The sequence below is a fragment of the Paenibacillus sp. FSL k6-2145 genome (genome assembly GCF_037976585.1).
Taxonomy (GTDB): Bacteria; Bacillota; Bacilli; order Paenibacillales; family Paenibacillaceae; genus Paenibacillus.
This window is the reverse complement of sequence record NZ_CP150267.1, coordinates 6,943,605-6,965,347: the sequence shown is the minus strand read 5'-3', so window position 1 is coordinate 6,965,347 and position 21,743 is coordinate 6,943,605. Positions and strand designations below refer to the sequence as shown.

Annotated in this window: 27 protein-coding genes and 1 tRNA gene; 21 read left to right on the top strand and 7 right to left on the bottom strand. The window is 45.1% G+C overall.

Translation table 11 applies throughout. The features are described 5' to 3' along the window. Positions 1 to 166: 166 nt before the first annotated feature. Positions 167 to 346, top strand: a complete 180-nt coding sequence (locus NZ043_RS30875; RefSeq protein ID WP_339310054.1) for a ribbon-helix-helix domain-containing protein — start codon at positions 167 to 169, stop codon at positions 344 to 346. Positions 347 to 485: 139 nt separating this feature from the next. Further along, entirely contained in the window at positions 486 to 785 is a 300-nt protein-coding gene (locus NZ043_RS30870; protein ID WP_339310053.1) for a DUF6809 family protein, read from the top strand. Positions 786 to 1,000: 215 nt separating this feature from the next. On the opposite strand, the gene NZ043_RS30865 is transcribed toward NZ043_RS30870, so the two are convergent. Beyond that, positions 1,001 to 1,903 carry a manganese catalase family protein gene (locus NZ043_RS30865; protein WP_091014199.1) on the bottom strand — a complete coding sequence of 301 codons (903 nt, stop codon included), beginning with the start codon at positions 1,901 to 1,903 and terminating at the stop codon, positions 1,001 to 1,003. Positions 1,904 to 2,157: 254 nt separating this feature from the next. Between NZ043_RS30865 and NZ043_RS30860 the strand changes: the two genes are divergently transcribed. The 4 genes from NZ043_RS30860 (at position 2,158) to NZ043_RS30845 (ending at position 3,525) form a co-directional block, all read left to right on the top strand. Then, positions 2,158 to 2,466, top strand: a complete 309-nt coding sequence (locus tag NZ043_RS30860; RefSeq protein WP_339310052.1) for a hypothetical protein — start codon at positions 2,158 to 2,160, stop codon at positions 2,464 to 2,466. A 56-nt stretch (positions 2,467 to 2,522) separates the two neighbouring features. Continuing rightward, positions 2,523 to 2,843, top strand: coding sequence for a DUF3889 domain-containing protein (locus tag NZ043_RS30855; RefSeq protein WP_124116058.1), 321 nt, complete (start codon positions 2,523 to 2,525; stop codon positions 2,841 to 2,843). Positions 2,844 to 3,038: 195 nt separating this feature from the next. Further along, entirely contained in the window at positions 3,039 to 3,260 is a 222-nt protein-coding gene (locus NZ043_RS30850; RefSeq protein ID WP_017687387.1) for a hypothetical protein, read from the top strand. Then, positions 3,244 to 3,525 carry a hypothetical protein gene (locus NZ043_RS30845; RefSeq protein ID WP_047843713.1) on the top strand — a complete coding sequence of 94 codons (282 nt, stop codon included), beginning with the start codon at positions 3,244 to 3,246 and terminating at the stop codon, positions 3,523 to 3,525. The genes NZ043_RS30850 and NZ043_RS30845 overlap by 17 nt, the downstream gene beginning before the upstream one ends. A 74-nt stretch (positions 3,526 to 3,599) precedes the next feature. Here the strand turns inward: NZ043_RS30845 and NZ043_RS30840 are convergent, their stop codons facing one another. From NZ043_RS30840 to NZ043_RS30830, 3 genes are all read right to left on the bottom strand, one after another. Continuing rightward, positions 3,600 to 3,836: a DUF3892 domain-containing protein gene (locus NZ043_RS30840; protein WP_253439183.1), complete on the bottom strand. Its 237-nt coding sequence runs from the start codon at positions 3,834 to 3,836 to the stop codon at positions 3,600 to 3,602. A gap of 112 nt (positions 3,837 to 3,948) precedes the next feature. After that, positions 3,949 to 4,392, bottom strand: a complete 444-nt coding sequence (locus NZ043_RS30835; protein ID WP_339312920.1) for a GNAT family N-acetyltransferase — start codon at positions 4,390 to 4,392, stop codon at positions 3,949 to 3,951. Between the two features lie 238 nt (positions 4,393 to 4,630). Next, the gene (locus NZ043_RS30830) at positions 4,631 to 4,888 is read right to left on the bottom strand and encodes a hypothetical protein (RefSeq protein ID WP_339310048.1); all 258 of its coding nucleotides are present in this window, start codon (positions 4,886 to 4,888) and stop codon (positions 4,631 to 4,633) included. Positions 4,889 to 5,087: 199 nt separating this feature from the next. On the opposite strand from NZ043_RS30830, the gene NZ043_RS30825 reads away from it, so the two are divergent. The 5 genes from NZ043_RS30825 to NZ043_RS30805 all read left to right on the top strand — a co-directional run bounded on the left by NZ043_RS30825 (position 5,088) and on the right by NZ043_RS30805 (position 9,732). Further along, positions 5,088 to 5,159: transfer RNA gene (locus NZ043_RS30825), tRNA-Val, on the top strand. A 243-nt stretch (positions 5,160 to 5,402) separates the two neighbouring features. Next, the gene (locus NZ043_RS30820) at positions 5,403 to 7,613 is read left to right on the top strand and encodes a M1 family metallopeptidase (RefSeq protein WP_339310047.1); all 2,211 of its coding nucleotides are present in this window, start codon (positions 5,403 to 5,405) and stop codon (positions 7,611 to 7,613) included. A 172-nt stretch (positions 7,614 to 7,785) separates the two neighbouring features. Then, a complete protein-coding gene (locus NZ043_RS30815) occupies positions 7,786 to 8,058 on the top strand; it encodes a hypothetical protein (protein ID WP_339310045.1) in 273 nt (90 codons plus the stop codon). Next, on the top strand, positions 8,045 to 9,043 hold the full coding sequence (locus tag NZ043_RS30810; protein ID WP_339310043.1) for a hypothetical protein: 999 nt from the start codon (positions 8,045 to 8,047) through the stop codon (positions 9,041 to 9,043). Before NZ043_RS30815 ends, NZ043_RS30810 begins: the two co-directional genes overlap by 14 nt. Positions 9,044 to 9,045: 2 nt before the next feature. Beyond that, entirely contained in the window at positions 9,046 to 9,732 is a 687-nt protein-coding gene (locus tag NZ043_RS30805) for a hypothetical protein (RefSeq protein WP_339310041.1), read from the top strand. A gap of 217 nt (positions 9,733 to 9,949) precedes the next feature. Here NZ043_RS30805 and NZ043_RS30800 read toward each other — a convergent pair whose 3' ends face one another. Continuing rightward, on the bottom strand, positions 9,950 to 11,098 hold the full coding sequence (locus NZ043_RS30800) for a chromate transporter (RefSeq protein WP_339312918.1): 1,149 nt from the start codon (positions 11,096 to 11,098) through the stop codon (positions 9,950 to 9,952). Between the two features lie 318 nt (positions 11,099 to 11,416). Between NZ043_RS30800 and NZ043_RS30795 the strand changes: the two genes are divergently transcribed. From NZ043_RS30795 to NZ043_RS30770, 6 genes are all read left to right on the top strand, one after another. Then, positions 11,417 to 11,836, top strand: a complete 420-nt coding sequence (locus NZ043_RS30795) for an organic hydroperoxide resistance protein (RefSeq protein WP_124116066.1) — start codon at positions 11,417 to 11,419, stop codon at positions 11,834 to 11,836. A 180-nt stretch (positions 11,837 to 12,016) separates the two neighbouring features. Further along, positions 12,017 to 12,583 carry a YdhK family protein gene (locus tag NZ043_RS30790; RefSeq protein ID WP_339310039.1) on the top strand — a complete coding sequence of 189 codons (567 nt, stop codon included), beginning with the start codon at positions 12,017 to 12,019 and terminating at the stop codon, positions 12,581 to 12,583. Between the two features lie 111 nt (positions 12,584 to 12,694). Next, positions 12,695 to 12,874, top strand: coding sequence for a hypothetical protein (locus NZ043_RS30785; protein ID WP_017687398.1), 180 nt, complete (start codon positions 12,695 to 12,697; stop codon positions 12,872 to 12,874). A 74-nt stretch (positions 12,875 to 12,948) separates the two neighbouring features. Continuing rightward, entirely contained in the window at positions 12,949 to 13,149 is a 201-nt protein-coding gene (locus NZ043_RS30780) for a hypothetical protein (RefSeq protein WP_253439158.1), read from the top strand. Between the two features lie 199 nt (positions 13,150 to 13,348). Further along, positions 13,349 to 13,903 carry a copper amine oxidase N-terminal domain-containing protein gene (locus NZ043_RS30775; RefSeq protein ID WP_253439155.1) on the top strand — a complete coding sequence of 185 codons (555 nt, stop codon included), beginning with the start codon at positions 13,349 to 13,351 and terminating at the stop codon, positions 13,901 to 13,903. A gap of 97 nt (positions 13,904 to 14,000) precedes the next feature. Then, complete coding sequence (locus NZ043_RS30770; protein WP_036614722.1) at positions 14,001 to 14,318, top strand: DUF1292 domain-containing protein; 318 nt, start codon at positions 14,001 to 14,003, stop codon at positions 14,316 to 14,318. A gap of 217 nt (positions 14,319 to 14,535) precedes the next feature. Here NZ043_RS30770 and NZ043_RS30765 read toward each other — a convergent pair whose 3' ends face one another. Continuing rightward, positions 14,536 to 16,011, bottom strand: a complete 1,476-nt coding sequence (locus NZ043_RS30765) for an aminotransferase class I/II-fold pyridoxal phosphate-dependent enzyme (protein ID WP_253442690.1) — start codon at positions 16,009 to 16,011, stop codon at positions 14,536 to 14,538. A 177-nt stretch (positions 16,012 to 16,188) separates the two neighbouring features. On the opposite strand from NZ043_RS30765, the gene NZ043_RS30760 reads away from it, so the two are divergent. Together NZ043_RS30760 and NZ043_RS30755 are read left to right on the top strand one after the other, a co-directional pair. Beyond that, a complete protein-coding gene (locus NZ043_RS30760; protein ID WP_339310037.1) occupies positions 16,189 to 17,484 on the top strand; it encodes an MFS transporter in 1,296 nt (431 codons plus the stop codon). Positions 17,485 to 17,781: 297 nt separating this feature from the next. Beyond that, on the top strand, positions 17,782 to 18,381 hold the full coding sequence (locus NZ043_RS30755; protein WP_253439148.1) for a hypothetical protein: 600 nt from the start codon (positions 17,782 to 17,784) through the stop codon (positions 18,379 to 18,381). 106 nt (positions 18,382 to 18,487) lie between these two features. On the opposite strand, the gene NZ043_RS30750 is transcribed toward NZ043_RS30755, so the two are convergent. Then, positions 18,488 to 19,093, bottom strand: coding sequence for a suppressor of fused domain protein (locus NZ043_RS30750; RefSeq protein WP_339310035.1), 606 nt, complete (start codon positions 19,091 to 19,093; stop codon positions 18,488 to 18,490). A 262-nt stretch (positions 19,094 to 19,355) separates the two neighbouring features. Between NZ043_RS30750 and gndA the strand changes: the two genes are divergently transcribed. Further along, entirely contained in the window at positions 19,356 to 20,765 is a 1,410-nt protein-coding gene (gene gndA / locus NZ043_RS30745) for an NADP-dependent phosphogluconate dehydrogenase (RefSeq protein ID WP_339310033.1), read from the top strand. Positions 20,766 to 21,139: 374 nt separating this feature from the next. Beyond that, positions 21,140 to 21,649, top strand: coding sequence for a shikimate kinase (locus NZ043_RS30740; protein ID WP_339310031.1), 510 nt, complete (start codon positions 21,140 to 21,142; stop codon positions 21,647 to 21,649). The last annotated feature ends 94 nt before the right edge of the window (positions 21,650 to 21,743 follow it).

Sequence of the window (21,743 nt, the reverse complement as noted above, 5' to 3'; positions counted from 1 at the left end):
CTAGCCTTTCAAGGTTGTTTGTTTTTTTATCATTCAAACGGATTACTGACTATAGATTTATCTATGAATCTGTTGTGACAAAAACGAACGTATGTTTTACAAATACATTGACTTTTTGTCCGGGCAATAATATATTGTTGTCAGGACAAAAAAAGAGGTGAAGCAAATGTCCGCCAAAAAGATGGGGCGGCCTAAATCTGACAAACCCAAAAGCAGAACGATTGAGATACGTGTTGACGAGGAAATTATGAACAAGCTCGATATTTCGGCTGAGAAGCTGAATACGAATCGATCAGACATCGTTCGCAAAGGGATTGAGATGATTTACGACGAGCTCCAAAAATAAAAAGGAAGCAGCGCTAGTCCCGCGAAGAACACGCTGCTTCCTATACCGCAATCACTTGAATGAGCGACTGCATAAATATCCTACCATGTGCAGAACGTTCATTCAAGTGAGGTGCGAGAAGATATACAGGAGGATGCACATGAATTCGATATTAGAAGCATTATATAATGGACGACTTCGACCGGATGAGATGATGATGCCGACACATCCTGAATACCAAGCGTTAGGACGGCAGATTGCAGCTCTGACAGAGCAGTGGAAGAATCGATTGAGCGAGGAAGAATTCCATGAGCTTGAACAGTTATTTGACTTGTGTGGCAGATGTGAGGGCATGCATACGGAAGCAGCGTTTGCACAAGGTTTTCGTCTGGGTGCCAACATGCTCATTGAAGTCATGAGTCAGCGGGAGGAATCGGTGTTGGAGTTTAACGAAGTTTAACGATGTGAACAGAGATCCGGTTTACTTTTACAGCTAATTTCTCAGAAAATGACGTGCATACAACATGCTCATTTTGCATCATAAAATTGTATCATAAATTGATTATAACAAAGCCCTCGAATCCTCTCTGCATTCAGCAGCAGGGTTCAAGGGCTTCACTTAAACATAGAGTTAACAATATATATAGGGAAAGAACCTGTTAAACAAATTGTTCCTTAATCCGCAATATTCCCCGCCATCTTCAGACGGCGAGCAATCTCTTTGAAGTCTTCTTGCGAAATGCCTGGTGCGAATTCTTCCTCGACCGCAGGAGCTTCCGGGATCGGGAAACCTTCTGGTATACCCTGGATTACTTCCAGAGGTTGTCCATCTTCGGGGTGAGTTCCTTTCCAGATCTGACCAATGGCGTTGAAATCTTTATCACTATAGGTATACAGCTTGGTGTGTACCCCTTTTTCTTCATATTTGCGAGCCTCGTTGAAGGCTTTGTTGTTCAGTGAGGGAATAGGAACCAGCTTGGTCACATTTACGCCAGTTGCAATCTCAAGTGCTTTTGCATATGCGACAACATGCACGCCGCCACGTACCAGCAGGAAACCAACCACTTCGCGGGCTGCGGGGTGATCTGTCATCTCATATACCTTCATTTTATGCGTACGCGCTCCACATTCGAGGAAAAAGTTGTGCAACAGATCTTCGACCAGATTGCCGCTGTTGAAGACGTTTGCTCCCGTCCATGGATTACCCATAGAGTCAAAAGGCATTGCGCCTTGTGCACCTGCCAGATAGTGATAAGACAGACGAGCATCTTTCACGGAACCTAGCGGCGTATCGTCGGGTTCTTTGTACTCGGTTGATCCTCTAAGACATTTGTTAATCCCGTGAGACACCAGCTCAACATGTCCCAATTCTTCGGCCGTAATACTCATGACCAGATCATAGAAGGGCTTTAACTTTTCTTTGGAGCGAAAATTAAACGATTGATAGAGGTAGTTGTTCAACGTTGACATTTCTCCGAATTTGCCGCCGAGCAATTCCTGTATGGCTGCCGCTGCATTCGGATCGGGCTTCTCGACATTGGGAATCTCAATCAGAATTTCATCCAAGCGTTTGAACATTCGGGTGTAACCTCCTCAAAGTGGTATTGCAGAACATGTAGAAATGTTAGCCATTAAGTCAGGCTGTCATGGCCTATTACACGGTTATTCCCTTTTTTAAACATAAAATCAACCAAATGGGACTTAAGTATTGCATCGCATGCTGCATATCTTCTCCCTTTTGTTATTTCCAATTCCGTGAATTTTATGTATAATCTAACCTTTAAATGGGGCTTCCAGTTACAAGAGAATTAAGGTACATAAAGGAGTTAAAGATGAACAAACGTTGGGTAAAAATAGTGTGGATTTCGATGTTTCTGATGATGCTGATGTACATAAGCAGCGAGTCTGTCACAGCATACGCCGGTACGAACGAGGTTCAGGTGGATGAAGCAACGAGGCAGTTACTTGAGAAGAAATACGGGTTGGAACGTCCTCAGGAACTACAGACACAACAACCATTTTTCTCGGGTGACTGGGGAATGAGTTTCCGGACAGAGCCGCCTGATTCGTTGGACCGTCTTGTTCATGTGGTTCCTTTTTCCCTACGGCCACTGGCCTGGATCTTTCGTTTATTCGTGTAAAATGAAACCCGGACGGGCAATATAACAGAAATATATTGTCCCAAGGAGTGAGTGAAATGAGAATGCTCATTGTTACCGTCATGTCGGTAGTCCTGAGTTTAGCCGGAATTACATCAGGAACAGGTGGCGCCATCCCTGATTATGCGAAGTGGGGAATTATTGCGGTCAAAGAAACACAGACCAAATATAATGTGGATATTTTGGACTATAAGCACATCGGTCGTACCTCTCTAACAGCGGATCAGTCACGGGAACAGTTCAAGCTATGGGTTCGTGCCAAAGATGGCAAGCAGTTCGCGGTCTATGTGAATGTTGATTTTAATCCATCTACACAGCAATTAAAAAAAGTGCAATTTTCGGAATCGGATCGACACTGATCCGTTACTGAACTGGGTCATTACAAGTCACGTAGTTATATGAGCAGCATTATTAGAGGAACCAGACTCCCTTGATCGTTAAGGTGAAAGTCTGGTTTTTTTATTTTACAAAATCCTTTTTTTACTATTGAATAAAGAACTTATGTTCGCATATAATATGAAATACAAACAAACGTTCTTATCGGAGGGATGATAATGCTAGGGAAATATATTGGCCAGATGGTGGAGCTTGTCTACATGGATCGTGCAGGGCAGATTACGCAGCGACAGATTCGAATTAACAGTGTACGTGGAGGGATGATTAGAGCATCGGCGGGAAAAGAAGGCTCACCCCGAACATTTCTGGAGCAAGGTATTCTGGCATGGCGTCCTGTTACGGATCTGAATGGGGAGGTAAAGTATGCTGAACGACTTTGAACGCAAGATTTTGCGTATTATGGTGAACTATGCAGGACAACGGCGCAGGTTGCCGCGTATGGATGAACTAGAGAATAAGACGGGACGGAGCAGAGCTTACATTCATGAGTCATTGCTGGAGCTTGAACGCACCGGACACATCGCGTGGGAGAATCGGTCTACTCTCGAAGGGATACAGATTTTGCAGGCATGGGAACAGGTGCAACAGCCGATTCGCAAAAGCCAGCCTTCCGGGGACTCCGTAAAATATTTTACGGACTACTAATTCTAATAAGAAAACGCCAACCCGGATAACCGGATTGGCGCTTCTGTGTAACACGTACGATCTGTGCATCTATTTTAGAAGTGGGGAAGTTGGTCCAGGTTGTTGGTTGGGTCACCGTCGGCATCGCCGCGAATATACATTTCGCCATCTTTGCCTTTAAATACATTCACGCCGGCAATAGCGCCAGCCTTTACTTCTGCAAGTGCTTGTTGGTAATCCAGTACACGTCCTGCTGAAGTCTGAAAGGCTGTCAGGTCACCGTCGCCATTTTTCTGTACGGCTGTGAAACTCTCGCGTGTCGATTGATCCATGATGTCACACTCTCCTTATATGACGAGATAGGAATCTGTTTACCTGATTAGCCTATCCGAATTCTTGGGAAGTATGCATCATATGCTGATCAGACTTGCCAATGCCGAAGATTTACAGACTCTTTTTCATACGAACATGCAGAATATCTGCATCATAAAAAGGTTCTTCCGAAATTACTTCATAGCCCAGTTTCTCATAGAATTTCTGCGCCTGACATTGAGCATCCAGTAGGGAATAGGATAAACCGAGTTCACGTGCCAGTTCCTCCATCGCAAGCAGAAGCACGCGTCCATAACCGAATGAACGATGAGACTCAAGCACCGCGATCCGCTGCATTTTGGCCGTATCCTTGCTGTAATAGATCAGACGTCCTGTAGCTACAGCTTGCCCTTCCGTACTTAACAAAACGTGATGCACATCCGGACTGATGACATCGTAGTGATCAATCTCAATCTCGGCAGGCACCTGCTGCTCGATCACAAAAACGTGATTGCGAATACCCAGGGCTTGTTCCAGTTGTTCTTGCGTCGTTACATAACTAATCTCAGCTGCCAATTCCATTCCTTCTTTCTGCTCTTGCGCGACATATCAGACTGAATTATACAAAAAAATGTTTTTCCTGTATAGTGAAGTCTGGAACATATTGGGAGAGGAGGGGGTAGTGATGGGCATGACAGGCATCATGATCATTACATTGTTAATGTCGACGGGAATGATTACTCTGTTGTATTACGTTACGAAGAAAGCATACTCACGCAAGTGGGATGAAGATGAGTAATTCACCTGTTAATCTTCACGGTAATACTTCACTGCTTCCTCGTGGAGAATATACATCTTGAATTACAGACTTGGAGTATACGTCCAGCCAGACGGGCAGAGATTCAACATTTTCATTGGGTTGTTTTAACTGTTGGAATTGAACCGTATGTTCATCCCGCTCCAAGCCGCAACCAGTAACGGTTGTACTGAGAATCATAAGCCCAGCAAAGAGAAAGAAGCTTTTGGTAAATGTATGTTTATTGGATTTTGACCGTTTTGTTAAATTTCTCATAGGGAATTCACCTCGTTGTAGAAATGGTAATCTTTCCTTTATTGTGCACCATTTCGGGTGAATTATAACCAAATAAATCATTGACAATGAACACGGTTACTTGATATGATACTGTTACTTGATTGGGAAATAATTATGTATCATGATCTGTTAGCTCAGCTAAAGATAGTGGTATGACCGTTAACATCTTAATTATTACAGGGCGATAGCTCAGCGGGAGAGCATTATCTTGACAGGGTAAGGGTCGTGGGTTCGATCCCCACTCGTCCTATATGTAAAATGAAAGGCAACTCCTTTTGAGAATTATATCTCAAGAGGGGTTGTTTTTTTTATAATAATATTGCTACCTCCAATAACATATGTAGGTGGTTTTTGTTGATAATAAATATACTTAATGGTACAGGTTCTTTCCTCTTTTTTTAAACAAAACTTAAATAAAACATAAATTCAGCGTAAGGTTCGTCTTCTATACTTGGTTCTGAGATCAACAGACACTTTTTAGAGGAGAGAACTTATGAATTATTCAAGTCTATTTACATCAAAGTTAGCCAGAGTAGGGATCGCGGGTACACTCGCCTTAATACTAGCAACAAGCCCACTTGCCAACATGGGGGTTATTGCCGCGGAAGCAGTCCCATCACTTGTTTCTACGAAGATGCATAACACACAGAAAGACTCCCTGGAGCATGCCCCAATTCAATACCAGATCCAGGCTCGGCTGAATGAGAAGGACATGACTCTCCGGGGTAACGAAAAGATTACGTACCGTAACACAAGCAAGGATACTCTGAAGCAAGTAGTCCTCCATACGTATGCTGATGCGAACCTGTCGAAGTCTACACAGGCGAGCATGTACCAACAGCATAATGAAAAGATTAGTAAAGATCATCAAGAGAAGACAGCGGAGGACTTTCTGGGTGGCATCGATATTCAGGCTGTAACAGCAGATAGCCAATCGCTGGATTTCCATAAGGAAAACCAAGCGTTGACCGTACAGTTGAAAGAGCCCGTTCAACCAGGTGAATCGGTATCATTCCAACTGGAGTTTCAGTTGAATATACCCTATGGCACACAGCGAGTTTCCTACTATAAGGACATGATCAATGGTGCACACTGGTTCCCGGTGATGTCTGTATACGACGAGGTTAAGCATCAATGGAACAAGGCACCGTATAGTCGAACATTTGAGAGCGATTATTACACCTCATCGGACTTTGAAGTTCAATTAAATGTTCCTGATGAGTATCAGGTAGCCATGCCGGGTATAATCACCACTCAAGACAGTACAGAACATGGTCGTAAAGTTGTTTCTGCTGTGGCTGAGAATACAAGGGAGTTTGCATTCTTTGCTAGTCCAAACCTTCAGGTGGAGAGGGTTACCCGTAACGGTCTGACGGTGGAATACTATTATTACAACGATGATCCATCCAAGAAAAAGATCGTTGACCGGTACATTAATCAGGCATTCAAGGTCATCGATTTCTATAGTGAGAAATATGGCAAGTATCCTTATCCAGAGTTTCGGATTGTTGAGACGTATGTACAAGGTGTAGCCGTGGAGTATGCGAGGCTCATTCAGATGGGACAGATTCAAAGCGGTGCTGTTCCAGAGAAAGATACGACATTTGTGCATGAGATTGCGCATCAGTGGTTTCATGCATTAATTGGGAATAATTCAGAGAAAGAGTCTTTCCTGGATGAAGGATTTGCAGATTTTTCGATGGTCTATTTTGCCGAGAAACACGGAGACAAGCTTAATGGCTTTAGATCCTTACAGTTTGATGATTCATCCGTAGAGGTGGCGATTGCGTCAACGAATGATGAGGTAGAGGACTTGGCTAGTCTGGTCTTCTATCAAAAAGGACGACAAGCGATATACCAGTTTTACCGCTCCGTCGGTGAAGAGAAGTTTGATCAATTTATGAAAGAATATTTCAATCGATACGTGTACCAGAATGCAACGATTGATGGACTTCTTCATACCATTGAAGATGTGCTCGGAAAAGAACAGCGTATGGAAATGGAGACAGCACTATATAAACCTAATTTTGTGTTGAAGCCTGAATACCAGCTGTCGTTGGAAGAGCGAACCGCCTATTTGCATGACGTTTTTCAATTACAGTATCAGACAGTCATGAAACTGATTCCGGATTTACCTTTTGAAGTTATGAACCGCATGATGGATAAAGTTCTTCAGGGTGAGCGTTTAACCATTGTGCTCAGTGATCGGGTAAGCAAGATAGCAGACAAGCAGCAGGAAGCAATCGTGAGTCAGCTGACCTCGTTTTTGGATATGAGTGGTGTGAAGTATGACGTGGTTAGGGATCGCCGTGAACTGAAGCAAAAATTGAAAAAGGACATGGCTACCAGCAACCTGATTGTGATTGGCAATGCGAAGTCAAACGGAGTGGTGCAGGCTTTGAAATCCAGCATCATGGACCGGGCGAATCAGATTGGTTTTGACTGGAAGCAGACTATGAAGCAACCGCTGGCTGCCGGCGCGTACATTACCAAACATCCTTATAATCAGAATCGGTTGATGCTTCACTATTTCTGGAATGAAGATCATCTAAGTGAGGCAAGATTTGAACCATTTATGATGAAAATACAACAAACTATCGGATTCACTAACGACTTTTACCAGTACTATGTATTGGATAACCAAGGCAAGGAGAAATCCGATAAAAAAGTTGCGAATCCCATATCTTCACTTTTTGCGGAGTAAATAGTACAAATTTTTCCTTCAACAGGTTAGCCAATTCTTATTGGTTAGCCTGTTTAGTCTTGTTATGAAAAACCAGACTTAGAATAATAGGCTGCAAGATGGGCATAATGCTTTAACAGAAAGGTAACTTCATGAATATACTTATCGGGAGAATACAATAGGAGGGATTAATATGAAGGATCAACATTATCCGGGCGTACCAATGAAAGGGACAATGGCTGATTGCAACGGTAAAGGAATTAAAGGAATCACTAAAATGAAAGCGTATTCATATAGTGCTAGAATTCGCCCTATCATTCGTATTTCTCAGGAGTCAGCTGCGAATGAGGGTAATGTTGTTGATTATTCAATCCTATTAAAGGACGCTTCGGATGTTTTATATTCGCGACCGGTAACGGGTAATACCCCGTTCACGAAGGAGTTGAGTTCCCATGTCTATGACTGAGAATATTGCTCAGGCAGCACTCGAAGCAGCGATGAAGGCGAATAGGGCCATTGCACCTTATGACTATTGTGATGCAGAATCCAGACACATGTACACGCCTCAATTTGATAAAAAAATGGACAATCCTATATATACCGCTGCGATGGCGGGTTTGCAATCGATCTACTGGTTTCGGGCAATCAAAGTGAAGGGGCTTATCCCTGATGCGAAAGCAGATTATTATGCTACGTATTCTACCAACCATAATCGTATCGGTGGAATTGGACTTGCGTATTCCAACAGCCCGACAGGACCATGGACCAAACACGGACAGGTATATCTCGATACTGTGGTGGGGAATTCGACGGAAACGCCATTTGTGATCTGGAACGATGAAGAACAATTGTTCTTTATGTATTATCAACAAAACGGACTTGGAATCAATCAATCGACGGCACTTGCAACCTCTGTAGACATGATTAACTGGACAAGAGTGGGTTTGATTTTGGACAAACCTCCCGGTTTCCCAGGTGATGGTCATACCGGTTACTTCTCGTGTTTTAGAAATGGTGGCAAATGGATCGGTTTCTCGGTAATGGGCGGCGGTGACTTTGGCCGTAAATGTATCTGGCATTCTCATGACGGACGTAGCTGGTTAGCTGATCCAAGACCATTAATGGGTGGTAATGATGCGACTTTATCAGCGGAAGAAAACATTTCGAGACCCAATGCAGGTGTATTTATGTACAAAGGGAGCATGTGGTGGCTGGGCATGTTATCGGCTTATGCTTCAGGTGGGGTTACGACTGTAGCTCGGCCTGCCATTGCCAAGATCAGCGCAGACTTCCGTCAACTGTTGGACAAACCTTCAGATATATATTTTCCGGCATTGAATTGGGAAACGACCAACATGCAATCCTTGATGGTGTCCGTTATGGACGGTGTAGTGTACGTGTATTACAATACCGATCATAATATCGGTGTAGCCTATTCGGTGGGGGTGTAGAGATGATTATACGTGATGCAGCGGGTCAGATTGTGCCCTTTGGAAAGGTCCACAAACAGCTTGTGGCCGATTTTCTATACGGAACGTTACCGGATTGGGTGGAGGTTGTGGGCACCCCTACGTTTGAGCCTTTGCCCGACAGAGGGACCATAACAGTTACAACACCGACCACGGCAGGAGCGACGGCAGAGTTGAAAATGAAACATCTGATTGACAGCTCGAAAGTAACAGCAATTGCAATTACTTTGGAAGCGCTACAATTCAACGGGAATATTGGAATATCAGTTCAGGTTGGCATTAAATCCAAGGATAGCAAGGCCGGCATCACCTTTTTTCATAACGTTAATCAGAAGTATGGTATGGTCCGAGCCTATAAAGCAGATGGAACGTACACGGATTTTAAGCAAAACATGGTTTTCTTCACCACCCAAGGTTTGGCGGGAGATGAGGCGCAGAATCGTAAGAACCTGACGGTGCTGCTCTGCACCGGGTTACAGTTCTCGGCGGGGTTCGAAAGACCTTCCGTGTGGCTTGGTGCGGATGATCAGTATGGAGGTGTTGCTGCTGACCTGAGTGGTGGGTTGTTCCAACATGGAGAATTGCAATGTCTGTTGAAACTCACCACAAGCAAGGCTGAGGCCAAGTATTTCAAATGTGCACAGATGAAAGTGGATATCTGGAGTAACTAATCAAACTGGGGAGCAGTCTGAAGACGAACAAGGAGCCTGATTGGAAGGGAGTAACAACATACTACGCCAAGCTGGGATTGGAGAAACTTGAATTGGGATGCTGAAGAAAATAAATAGATGATCTGCATGGATCGGTCAATAACTTACTGGCAGTAATAGGGTACCTAAACACCTGACGCTTTGAAAAAGAAGTGCAGTGTTTGGGTACCTTTTTTATTTAGAGAAGGTTCATCATTGTACCGCCTGCTGCACCAGCAGCGACAACGATCCACGGTGGTACTTTCCAAAAAACGAGCATTAGAAACAACATGCATACCAGGGCAAAATCAACAGGAGTCAGGATCGCAGTTGTCCAAAGCGGATCGTACAACGACGCCAACAAAATACCTACAACGGCTGCATTAATTCCGAGTAATGCATCTTGAGTTTTCGAGCTTTTGCATAAAGAATTCCAGAAGGGCAATGCGCCTACGATCAGAAGGAAAGCTGGCAAAAAGATAGCGATCGTTGCAACCAAAGCTCCTGGAATGCCACGCATCATCGCTCCTAAATAACTGGCAAAGGTGAACAATGGTCCGGGTACAGCTTGTGCTGCTCCATATCCCGCCAAAAAATCGGACTTGTTGATCATACCTGCCGGGACGAATTCACGTTCCAGTAACGGAAGTACAACATGCCCTCCGCCAAATACGAGTGATCCTGAACGGTAGAAGCTATCAAAGAATAACAGCCACCCCGAACGATCAAAGGGTGTGAGTAACGGGAGAAGAATCAGGATTCCAAAGAACGTAGCCAAACAGACGATTGCCAAGTTACGATTCACAGGGACAGACAAGTCTACTGTTTTAAACTCAGTCATTTTACTAAAATGAACCATCCCTATTACGCCTGCAATAACAATAAAAAGGATTGGAGTGAACGCAGTCTGCCACACAAGAGTCGCCGCTGCAGTAAAGATAGCGATGGTTGCCCTGTAGCGGTCAGGAGTTAGTTTTTGCCCCATGCCCCATATCGCCTGAGCGACAATAGCTACAGCAACAATTTTCAGACCGTGAATCCAGCCAGTACTGCTGATATCAAATCCTTGCAGAAGAAAAGCGAACAATACTAACGCAATGACAGATGGAAGTGTAAAACCAAGCCAAGCCATCAGTCCCCCCAGCAATCCGCCTCGGATGATGCCAATTCCAATCCCGACTTGACTGCTGGCAGGTCCGGGCAAAAATTGACATAGCGCAACTAAATCTGCATAGCTTCGTTCATCCATCCATTTTCTACGGCGAACATATTCTTCATGGAAATAACCAAGATGAGCGATGGGTCCTCCAAATGAAGTAAGGCCCAGTTTGGTTGATACAGCCAACATCTCATAGAGTGTCCTGAATTTATGTTTGGGCTTGTCCGGGGATAGAAATGAATTATTCTCCAAACGTGTTATTCCTCCTTAGGTTCGACTTAAGCAATCTGATGGATGACAGTTAAGAAAGGAGACATTTCCTCTACTGATGACTACAATGATAATCCTCATCATCGCTAATCATTTAAACGCAGCATTAAACTGTATTATTTTTTAATAATAACTATTTACATACACAATTTAATTGTGTACAATGTAATTGTTAGCGATACAAGAGAATAGAAATTTAGCCAAAATAAATCTAATCAACTAAAGGAGTTTTCACAAATGAAAACATTATATGAAACAACAGTCATCAATACAGGTGGACGTCAAGGAATTGTACAATCCCCGGATAACGTGTTTATGTTGGATGTTGCGGCACCGCCTGAACTGGGAGGACAAGTGACAACAGCTACCAATCCGGAGCAATTGTTTGCAGCAGGGTATAGTGCTTGTTTTAACTCCGCACTGGAGTTTCAGTTGAAGAAACACAAAGTTGAAATTGAAAGAAGTACTGTAGCTGCAACCGTCATGTTGGTGACGGATCCTGAGGATAACGGCGTGAAGCTTCAAGTCGATTTGGAAGTTAAAATTCTTGGTCTGGATGAGGAGACAGCACAGAAATTTGTGAAACTTGCCCATGACTACTGCCCATATTCCAAAGGAATTAAAGGGAACGTGAATGTTAACGTGGAACTGGCGTAAGGTATAATCACTGAAATGATTTGTTCTTGATAAGAAGCCTCCGAGAAATCGTGAGGCTTTTTTGGTTTATTTTGCTCCGAGTAAGATACACCTTGCCCAGAAAAAAACAATAATAATGGTTGTGATATACCTATAGGGGGTATAATGAGTAGTATAAATAGAATTAAAGGAGTGCAAAACATGAAAAAGTACTTACTGACCATATCGACTATAATGATCGCAAGCAGTTTGGTTTTGAGTGGATGTGGCAAGGAGACTCGGCAGACTATTGAAAGTAACGATGACAGTCGTACAACCACCGCAGGTGAGATGCACCATTCTGAATCGGGAGAGCTACCGGAAGGACTGCGGGAGAAAAGCAATCCCACCTTTCCAATAGGAAGCCAGGCGTTGATGAGTGCCGATCACATGTCGGGCATGAAGGGTGCAAAAGCAAAGATCGTTGGAGCATATGAGACTACGGTATATGCAGTGACGTATACCCCAACCACAGGTGGAGATCCCGTACAGAATCATAAATGGGTTATTCATGAGGAAATACACGATCATACGGAACAATCGTATGCGGTAGGTTCTGAGGTGCTGTTGAGCGCTGATCACATGAAAGGAATGAAGGGTGCCAAGGCCACAATTGAGACTGCTGAACAGACAACGGTATATATGGTTGATTACACCCCGACAACAGGGGGAGATTCGATAAAAAACCACAAATGGGTCACAGAAGAAGAACTATCTGCTATCCAATAGAACCATTTGCATCAAACAGCCCTTTTGATACAGAAAAATCAAATTCATACTCAATTATGGGTTATAATGGTATTAAGATTACACAAAACTGCTGAAAGGGGGAATGTACTTATGATGGATTTTAGCAAACCACCCCATGGCTCTGAGACCGATACACACCGTCAGCGTCATCAGGAGAATGAACAGAAATACCTGTCCGGAGGCAAGAGCATTTGGTATGAAATCAGCAACTGGCTCATTCTTGGAGGTATCCTCCTTGTCATATTTTTATTATTTAAATACGTTTTCTAAATAGACACACAACCGGGCGAATCCCCATATGATGCATTACATCAGTAAGCATTTGGGGAAATGGGGAATCCGGGATGGCAAAAGCAAAGGGAAAGAAAGCTCCCGCATTAAAGAGTGACAAAATTCGGGTGTCCATGAAGTTGGTCACTTCCGATGTATGTGAGAGATGTAAAACACCATGTACACGAGGCATGGATTACGCTGCGCGGATGCGAATTGATGGGGCTATAGGCAAGGGCGTTCCCTGTATCCTGACCCGCCATACTTCATCATAACTCTTCGTATAATTCCGTAATTATAACAATAATAGAACAGAGGCATCCTTTAATGAGGAGTGCCTCTATTTGTGCATTCCAAGGGGTGGAAAAAATTCTGGATAAAAAATGAAAAATGATGAAAAACAGCGCAACTTTGTGGATGAATCTACAGTATAAATGTACAACAGCTAGCAGCAGGGGAGGGAATATTGACGGGATGAAATGGAAACGAGTATTGCTTTGTGTCACGGTATTCTCCTTGCTCGGCGGGTCTTTATTGTTTGCTGATTCGGTGAACGAGAAGATTCGTGTTCTCATTAACGGCAAGGAAGCAGCTGATGGAGGTTATCTCATTGATGGAACGACCTATGTACCCGTAAGGGAAGCCGGAGGCGTCGTCAAGTGGGATAGCAGTAACAAGAGAGTAACGGTGATCAAACCGAATGTACATATTTTTCTCTTCAAGGGAGACACTGTATTTGGCAACGTTAACGTAGGGAAGCTGAAATTCAATGTATTTTCCCAAGTGGACAGTCTGACAGCAGATGTAGCTGCGGTGAAAGTAACGATTACCAATCCAAGCGGTCAGGTGAAGGATATCCAGTCACAGGAGCTTACGACACAGAAGGATAACTTCTGGTTCCGCACATACGATTTTACGTACGATTTCAGTCGTGCCGGCAAGTATCAAGTCGGCTTTCATATTAAAGAAAATGCAAACAGCAGCTACGTCCTGGTAGCGGAGAAAATCATTACAGCGCTGAACGATTGAAGCGAAAATAACCCTGTGAGTTAAATTGACCTGGGTCATTGAACATGTTACGATATGCAAGGTTACACAATTTCTATTTATAAAGCGAGGTATTTCAATGAGCGATCACACACATGAACACGGCGATGGCTGCGGATGCGGGCAAGACCACGACCACGACCACGAGCATGAAGAAGTCCTTCTCACATTAACTGACGAGAACGGCCAAGACGTGGAGATGGTTTTGGTTGAGACGTTTGACGTGGAGAAGCATGTTTATGCGCTCCTGCTGGAACGTAACAATCCTGAAGCTGACGGCATCATCCTGCGTATGGAAGAAGAAGACGAGGAAATGGTGCTCTACAATATTGAAGACGAAGAAGAGTGGAACCGCGTTGAAGCGGCTTACAACGAACTCGTTGCATCACAAGAATAGTCATTCTTTTGGAACATAACACGAAGGCTCCTTGAATTCAGGGGGCCTTTTGTTTGCTTTTAAGAAGTGGACGAGCATATGTATGATCGGTTTGAAGGACGAAATAGACGGGAAAATGCAAACTCACTTGTCCAATAAAATTGTCTGACAAAATTAAAAAGACCAAGCGCAAGGCTTGGTCCTTCAAGTTTATCCCTGCTCAGCGCGAGGGGGTGTTTTAGAAAATGGCATCGGCTTCCACGATCACTTTAACGTTGGTTACGCTGCGATCTTCGGGTCCTTTGACAGGCAATCCAACTTCGACATGATCGATGATGTAGTCGATGTTCTCTTGGGTAATAACCTCACCCGGTAACAGGATCGGAATTCCTGGCGGATAGACATAGATGAATTCCGAGATAATACGTCCTGCGGATTCCTTAAACGGAATCACTTCGGTATCACCGTAGAATGCATCACGTGGAGTCAACATCAACTGTGGAATATCCGGCACTTTGACTACCAGTTCATGGGCTGGGTTCACTTGATAATAGGTACGGGAGAGATCCTGCAGAGCGTTCAGCAAGATATCCACGCTGTCGTCCGTATCTCCTGGCGTGATGAGACACAGAATATTGTACATATCACTAAGTTCGACCTCAATGTTGTAATGCTCACGCAGCCAGTTCTCTGTCTCGTACCCTGTAATGCCCAGATGGCGAACATGGATGGTTACTTTGGTTGGGTCGTAATTGAAGGTCGCTTCTGTACCCAGCAGCTCTTTACCGAAACAATACAGTCCATCCATATCGTTAATCGAACGTCTGGCAAAATCGGCCAGATCAATCGCCTTCTGTGCAATCTCACGACCGTGGAGTGCCAGGTTACGTCTGGATGTGTCGAGTGAAGCAAGCAAAATGTATGAAGTTGATGTTGAGGTGAGCAGACTCAGGATCGTCTGTACACGCTGTGGATTCACGAATCCATTCTTCGTGTTCAGGTTGAGTACGGAACTCTGTGTCATGGAGCCACCAAGCTTGTGAACACTGGTTGCAGCCATATCGGCACCTGCTGCCATCGCAGACAATGGCAGATCCTCATGGAAATGAATGAGTACGCCATGTGCTTCATCAACAAGCACAGGGACTTGATAGCTGTGTGCCAGCTCAACAATCTCTTTCAGATCGGTAACCACGCCGTAATAGGTCGGGTTAATGACAAGTAATGCCTTGGCATCCGGATGACGCTCAAGTGCACGACGGATGGACTGTGTAGTCACTCCATGGTCAATACCCAGATTGGCATCTTGTGAAGGAGAAACAAATACGGGTTTGGCGCCTGAGAAAATAATGGCGGACAGAACCGATTTATGCACATTGCGGGGCACAATAATTTTGTCACCCGGTGAGCATACAGACAGAATCATGGTCATAATGGCACTGCTTGTGCCTTGTACACTAAAATAGGTATAATCGGCTCCGAAGGCATCTGCTGCCAAAATCTGTGCTTCCTGAATGACACCGGTTGGCTGATGCAGGTCATCCAGCGGTGCGATGTTAATCAAATCTATGGAGAAGGCATTATCGCCAATAAATTCACGGAATTCGGTATCCGCTCCCAATCCTTTTTTATGGCCCGGAATATGAAACTGTACCGGATTGAGTGCCGCATGATTTTTTAAAGCGGTAAACAGCGGCGTACGGTGGTGATTCATTATTGCTGTCACAACCCTTCCTAATAAAATTGGTAAACAAAGATGAGTATAGCAAATTAAGACCCGAATGCAACAGGTATAATCGACAATTTTTTAAATTGCCGAGATTTGGGCACATTCCCCACGGTTACACTAAGGATAGGGAATAGGCAAATGAACGCCGAAAGGGGAAAAAGAATGCAAACTGATACAAAACCAGCCAAAATTTTGCGATCACCATTTTTTATCGCGATGTGGCTGACACTTTTTCTAGTTGAAATTATCAAAGGAGCCCTGTTGGTAGCCGTTTTGCCCGTGTATATGGACAATATTCTGGGTCTGTCCGCAGGCGTCATTGGTGTGGCATTTGCTCTTCAATATCTGGGCGATAATCTGTTCCGGGCACCTTCCGGCTGGGCAGCAGAACGGATCGGGTTCCGCGCAACGATGGTCACAGCACTAATCTGTACCCTAATCGCTGTTATTATGATCCTTTTTCTCAAAAGTGCCGTTGGACTGGCCATGGCCTGTCTGATTCTTGGCATCGGTACGTCACCGCTCTGGCCTTGCGCCATGACAGGAGTGACTGCGATGTCAGGCCCACAGAACAAGAATGGTACAGCAATGGGGGCGCTGGAGATGGCCGCTCTGGGCGGTACAGGCCTTGGTCCAGTCGGCATGAACTGGTTGCTGGAGCGTACGCATCATGATTATCGCACCATATTTCTTGTGTTGATGGGTTGTGCCATTCTCGTTATTCTGGTGGCCATGATTCTTCCTGGACGTGTCATCGTCGAAGGAGAGGAGCATGCCGAGCAAGCGGTGAAGAATCGAGATGTGAAATATCCAGCCAAACCAAACTTGCTCACGCCGTTCATCCGGCTGCAAAAGAGTGTAAAGGGCACACTGCAGCGGGTTCGCAGCACGCTTAATGTTAATCCGTTAGTGTATCCTGCCTTGTTTATGCAGTCATTTGTCATTGGGCTGCTCAGTCCAGTAATCACGCTATATACACGCACAGACCTGCATATCTCACCCAACCTGTATAGTCTGTTGTTGATTGCGGGGGGAGGAATAACCGTTATTGCCTTACTGCCTGTAGGTAAAATGGTAGACAGGTTTGGTACGAAACCATTCCTGAACGTTGGTTTTTTGATGGCGTCAGCAAGTCTGTTCGCATTTTCCTCCATAACATCCATTCCGGTAGTCTTTGGTGTTGTTATGCTGGTGGGCGTCAGTTATGCCATGATTCTGCCCGCCTGGAATGCGTTTGTAGCCACACTGATTCCCAAAGGGGAGCGGGGAGCAATCTGGGGATTCTTCCTCACTTTGCAGGGATCAGGCATGGTTGTAGGTCCAATTGTTTCCGGATTGTTGTGGGACCACGTTAGCCATCCGGCCCCATTCATTGGCAGTGCCATCGTCATGGCAGGACTTGCCGTAGTGCACTTTGTGTTATCCCGTAATCCGTTTCGCACCGCTCCAGCCAAATAAAATAGAAAAAAGGGAGTTCCGTCAACCTTCATGGTTGTGGAGCTCCCTTTTTTGATGTGGCGGGTTATCCTTCTCGCCACAGAAGTTAACAGCATTTGGGATGTTTATAACATGAAAATCGGGGGCTTGCCCCTGTGCGCTTGCGGAAAGCTGTAGTGCTGCGGTCCTTTCGGTGAAAAATAGTCAAATAACCAAGTACCCTTACATAAAATGAAGTATAAAATAGGGTAAGCCGATTGAGTAGAAGCGATTGAAGACGAGGGCCGGAGCAGATCCGGTACAGATGGAGGGAGTGCCGTGAATAAGAGTTATGAAGTTGAATATTGCAATCTGGAGCTGCGGTTCAACCGTCGGCATATCCAAAATTTGATCAGAGACCTTATTCGTGAGGGATATTCACTATATTGGAGCGAGGACGAATCCTTTTTTATCCTGTCAGTCCGGACCGGCCGCAAGCTGGTAAAGCTCCGCTTTCAACAGACACGCACGGGGAACTATAAGATGACTGGGGATTACATCATTAAGGACGCAAAGCTTGCAGAATGGCTGGAGAAGCTGATTGGAGATACACGTGGGCATGCAGTTGTGAAGCGGTTTAAGGATCAGCAGATGACTGTTGAGAACATTTTATTCGGTGAAGTGATTCGGCTCGTGGAAGTTTCTGGTTTCAAACAGCGTGTGATATTTCAAAAGGAACCCGCGCCAACGGCGGAAGAGATGGAAGAAATGTTCCTCTCGCGTGAAGGCGAGGAAAGGCTCATGTTGTTGCGCATGGAAGTGGACGATGAACTGGAGCGCCTCCACACTGCCATACAGATGGATAATCTAGACAAAGCAAATGCTTGTCGTGAAGTCTTAAAACAACTGTCCGGACATCTGTTAATGTTGGAAGGTTGAGGAACAGTTAACGCTGGAAGGTGAATGAAAACTGCTCTCGAAAAATAACATCAATTCATATCAAAACCCTGGCGCAAGCCAGGGCTTTATTTGTATATAGAGGGCATTATGGACGACAGGGGTCAATGATAGAGTATTCCGAGCTTTCGATGAAGGCGTCGAATTCATCCAATCCCGCGGATAACAACAGATTGGCTTCATACGAGGTGATGGGGATGGCCCATAGTAACGGAATCGTTTCATGGCCTACGTGTATCTGTTCCAAGGATTCGCTTTCACCTCGCAATTCATCGAGGAGAAAGGCAGTTACAGTCCAACGGGAGGGTGCTAATTCGCTCGATGTCATCACACGCGGAACCGTTGAATCCGGTACATTTTCGATGTGATGGGAGATCAGATCGGCCATATAGGTGTTCACACGCTCCACATTTTCCCCACCGAGATTGGGTTGCAGCGCGAGCATCCACTCCGAAGCGACCTTCTCCCCTGAAGGACGACATGCCTGAGACAATCCGACCGTTGCGAATCTGGCGATGTCTGCATGCGCGGTGGGAGGGAAATAATAAATTTCGATATGAATGCCTCGGTTCGGTTGCGAAAGAACGGTTCTGAGCTCTGGCATACCCCATTCATTGATATAAGCCCCCAACAAAAAGGTTCTGCGAATATCCATTAAAAATTGTTCTTGCTTTGAAAGCTGTTCCCATGCCACGTGTTATGCTCCTCCTTCTTCAGTCCAGGTTCAATGGATATGATTATACCATCAGATGTACAATATTGGATTACTTTGGCATGATCTATTGTCTTCACGGTTCTATTTATGAAAATACGATGAACACCTCAGCAGATTGGGGTGTTTTCTCGTTGCGTACCTGTACCACGGGGTTCACTTCTATACATAAAACCGTTAAAATGGGAGTATTGTTGAGAATTTATTTCAATAAAATTAATTGGAGCAAAGGATGGAGGACCAGATGACAAAACAACAAATTGGCGTAATTGGCCTGGCTGTCATGGGCAAAAATTTGGCCCTTAACATTGAAAGCAAAGGTTTCTCAGTATCGGTATATAACCGTTCCCCGGAGAAAACCAATGATCTTCTGAAAGAAGCTGAAGGTAAAAACCTGACAGGCTCATTCTCCATTGAAGAGTTCGTAGCATCCCTGGAATCCCCGCGCAAAATTTTGATCATGGTACAAGCCGGTAAAGCGACCGACGCTACCATTGAACAACTGCTTCCTCACCTGGATGAGGGCGACATCATCATCGATGGAGGGAACGCATACTTCCCTGACACGCAACGTCGCAGCAAAGAGTTGGAAGACAAAGGTATTCGCTTCATCGGTACAGGTGTGTCCGGTGGTGAAGAAGGCGCACTGAAAGGCCCTTCCATCATGCCTGGTGGACAGGAAAGTGCTTATAAACTGGTTGAACCGATTCTGACGGCGATCTCGGCCAAAGTCGGTGACGATCCATGTTGTACATATATTGGACCTGATGGTGCCGGACACTATGTGAAAATGGTACATAACGGTATTGAGTACGGAGATATGCAGTTGATTGGTGAAGCGTACCACTTGCTCAAATCCGTATTGAACGTTTCCGTTGAAGAGTTGCATGAGATCTTCACCGAGTGGAATCAAGGAGAGCTGGACAGCTACCTGATTGAAATCACTGCAGATATCTTCTCCAAATACGATCCAGAAACAGGCAAACCAATGGTTGACGTGATTCTGGACGCGGCTGGACAAAAAGGAACAGGTAAATGGACAAGCCAAAGTGCGCTGGATCTCGGCGTTCCATTGTCCATGATCACAGAATCCGTATTCTCCCGGTTCCTGTCTGCGATGAAAGACGAGCGTGTAGCAGCTAGCAAAATCCTGAGTGGACCAGCGACTGAAGCGTTCTCCGGCGACAAAAAAGCATTTATCGAGAGCGTGCGTAAAGCCCTCTTTGCAAGTAAAATCGTATCCTACGCACAAGGATTTGCACAAATGCGTGCAGCTTCCGACGAGTATGGCTGGGATCTGAAATACGGCAACATTGCCATGATCTTCCGCGGCGGCTGCATCATCCGTTCGCAGTTCCTGCAAAACATCAAGGAAGCTTATGATAAAGACGCAGCTCTGAAAAACTTGCTCTTGGATCCTTACTTCCAAAACATCGTTGAGTCTTATCAAGGCGCATGGCGTGAAGTTGTAGCGGCTGCTGTAAAACAAGGTGTTCCAGTACCTGGTTTCTCCAGCGCACTGTCTTACTACGACAGCTACCGTACAGAGCGTTTGCCAGCAAACTTGCTGCAAGCACAACGTGACTACTTTGGTGCTCACACGTTCAAACGTGTGGACAAAGAAGGCAGCTTCCACCACAACTGGATGGAGTAGTATCACCTATACGAATTCGATGAGATTTGGGTTGAGCGCCTTAAAGAGGCAGATTTGGCCTGCTAAGAGGCTTAAAAGAGGTTTGGCGTTCCGGTGATTGCCGGTTAACGCTAGGCCTCTTTTTTACTGTAAATAAGCTTATTGGGGTTCGTCAGGTTGCTGAAGAGTACGGATTGAGAAGTTTGGGGGCTCAAAACTGCTTGAGGTTGAGATCTTACGTAGCTTATATGCTGGGAGTTACTTGATCTGTCTTGGAAGTACCTGCGGATGGTCGAAAGGAAGTCGGTTGGGAGATGGTCTTTCCCAGTCCGCAGGGCTGTGTTATGATAGGACAAAAGTGCTCACGAATTGCTTGAATTAAAGGAGTGTACACCTTGAGCAAGTCTAACAATATTATTCTCATCGGCATGATGGGAACCGGCAAATCAACCGTCGCTGATATGCTCGCACGTGAGCTTGGTTACCGATTGATTGATGTGGACGCCGCGGTGGAAAAAGAGGAAGGCTGTACGATTCCGGAACTGTTCACCGACAAGGGAGAGACGTATTTCCGTGATGCCGAGAGCCGCGTGTTGTGTTCGGTACTGGAGAAAAAGTCACAGGTCATAGCGACCGGAGGTGGCGTGGTGCTGCGTTCAGATAATTGTGACGTGATGTTGGAAAATGGTTGGGTTGTTGCTCTGACTGCTGATCCGGCAGTGATTGTGGAACGTGTTAGCGGCTGTGACAATCGTCCCCTTCTTGCAGGCAATGCAGAGGAACGCATCAAGGCAATTATGGAGGAACGGAAAGACGCATACCGGTTCGCACATTATACGGTGGATACAACCGAGTTATCCGCTGCTGAAGTGACTCGTTTAATTTTAGCGCATTACCGCGTCTAAGCTTGTTATCATCGAAGTTTGATGGATGAAAGATGGTGGCAGATATAACAAAACGGGCCATATTGGCCCGTTTCTAAGAGTGGAGTAGAAGTTA

Bases quoted from the DNA above. Each gene is read 5' to 3' on its own strand.
- NZ043_RS30875 (WP_339310054.1), top strand. From the start codon at position 167: ATGTCCGCCAAAAAGATGGGGCGGCCTAAATCTGACAAACCCAAAAGC.
- NZ043_RS30870 (WP_339310053.1), top strand. From the start codon at position 486: ATGAATTCGATATTAGAAGCATTATATAATGGACGACTTCGACCGGAT.
- NZ043_RS30865 (WP_091014199.1), bottom strand. From the start codon at position 1,903: ATGTTCAAACGCTTGGATGAAATTCTGATTGAGATTCCCAATGTCGAG.
- NZ043_RS30860 (WP_339310052.1), top strand. From the start codon at position 2,158: ATGAACAAACGTTGGGTAAAAATAGTGTGGATTTCGATGTTTCTGATG.
- NZ043_RS30855 (WP_124116058.1), top strand. From the start codon at position 2,523: ATGAGAATGCTCATTGTTACCGTCATGTCGGTAGTCCTGAGTTTAGCC.
- NZ043_RS30850 (WP_017687387.1), top strand. From the start codon at position 3,039: ATGCTAGGGAAATATATTGGCCAGATGGTGGAGCTTGTCTACATGGAT.
- NZ043_RS30845 (WP_047843713.1), top strand. From the start codon at position 3,244: ATGCTGAACGACTTTGAACGCAAGATTTTGCGTATTATGGTGAACTAT.
- NZ043_RS30840 (WP_253439183.1), bottom strand. From the start codon at position 3,836: ATGGATCAATCGACACGCGAGAGTTTCACAGCCGTACAGAAAAATGGC.
- NZ043_RS30830 (WP_339310048.1), bottom strand. From the start codon at position 4,888: ATGAGAAATTTAACAAAACGGTCAAAATCCAATAAACATACATTTACC.
- NZ043_RS30820 (WP_339310047.1), top strand. From the start codon at position 5,403: ATGAATTATTCAAGTCTATTTACATCAAAGTTAGCCAGAGTAGGGATC.
- NZ043_RS30815 (WP_339310045.1), top strand. From the start codon at position 7,786: ATGAAGGATCAACATTATCCGGGCGTACCAATGAAAGGGACAATGGCT.
- NZ043_RS30810 (WP_339310043.1), top strand. From the start codon at position 8,045: ATGTCTATGACTGAGAATATTGCTCAGGCAGCACTCGAAGCAGCGATG.
- NZ043_RS30805 (WP_339310041.1), top strand. From the start codon at position 9,046: ATGATTATACGTGATGCAGCGGGTCAGATTGTGCCCTTTGGAAAGGTC.
- NZ043_RS30800 (WP_339312918.1), bottom strand. From the start codon at position 11,098: ATGTTGGCTGTATCAACCAAACTGGGCCTTACTTCATTTGGAGGACCC.
- NZ043_RS30795 (WP_124116066.1), top strand. From the start codon at position 11,417: ATGAAAACATTATATGAAACAACAGTCATCAATACAGGTGGACGTCAA.
- NZ043_RS30790 (WP_339310039.1), top strand. From the start codon at position 12,017: ATGAAAAAGTACTTACTGACCATATCGACTATAATGATCGCAAGCAGT.
- NZ043_RS30785 (WP_017687398.1), top strand. From the start codon at position 12,695: ATGATGGATTTTAGCAAACCACCCCATGGCTCTGAGACCGATACACAC.
- NZ043_RS30780 (WP_253439158.1), top strand. From the start codon at position 12,949: ATGGCAAAAGCAAAGGGAAAGAAAGCTCCCGCATTAAAGAGTGACAAA.
- NZ043_RS30775 (WP_253439155.1), top strand. From the start codon at position 13,349: ATGAAATGGAAACGAGTATTGCTTTGTGTCACGGTATTCTCCTTGCTC.
- NZ043_RS30770 (WP_036614722.1), top strand. From the start codon at position 14,001: ATGAGCGATCACACACATGAACACGGCGATGGCTGCGGATGCGGGCAA.
- NZ043_RS30765 (WP_253442690.1), bottom strand. From the start codon at position 16,011: ATGAATCACCACCGTACGCCGCTGTTTACCGCTTTAAAAAATCATGCG.
- NZ043_RS30760 (WP_339310037.1), top strand. From the start codon at position 16,189: ATGCAAACTGATACAAAACCAGCCAAAATTTTGCGATCACCATTTTTT.
- gndA (WP_339310033.1), top strand. From the start codon at position 19,356: ATGACAAAACAACAAATTGGCGTAATTGGCCTGGCTGTCATGGGCAAA.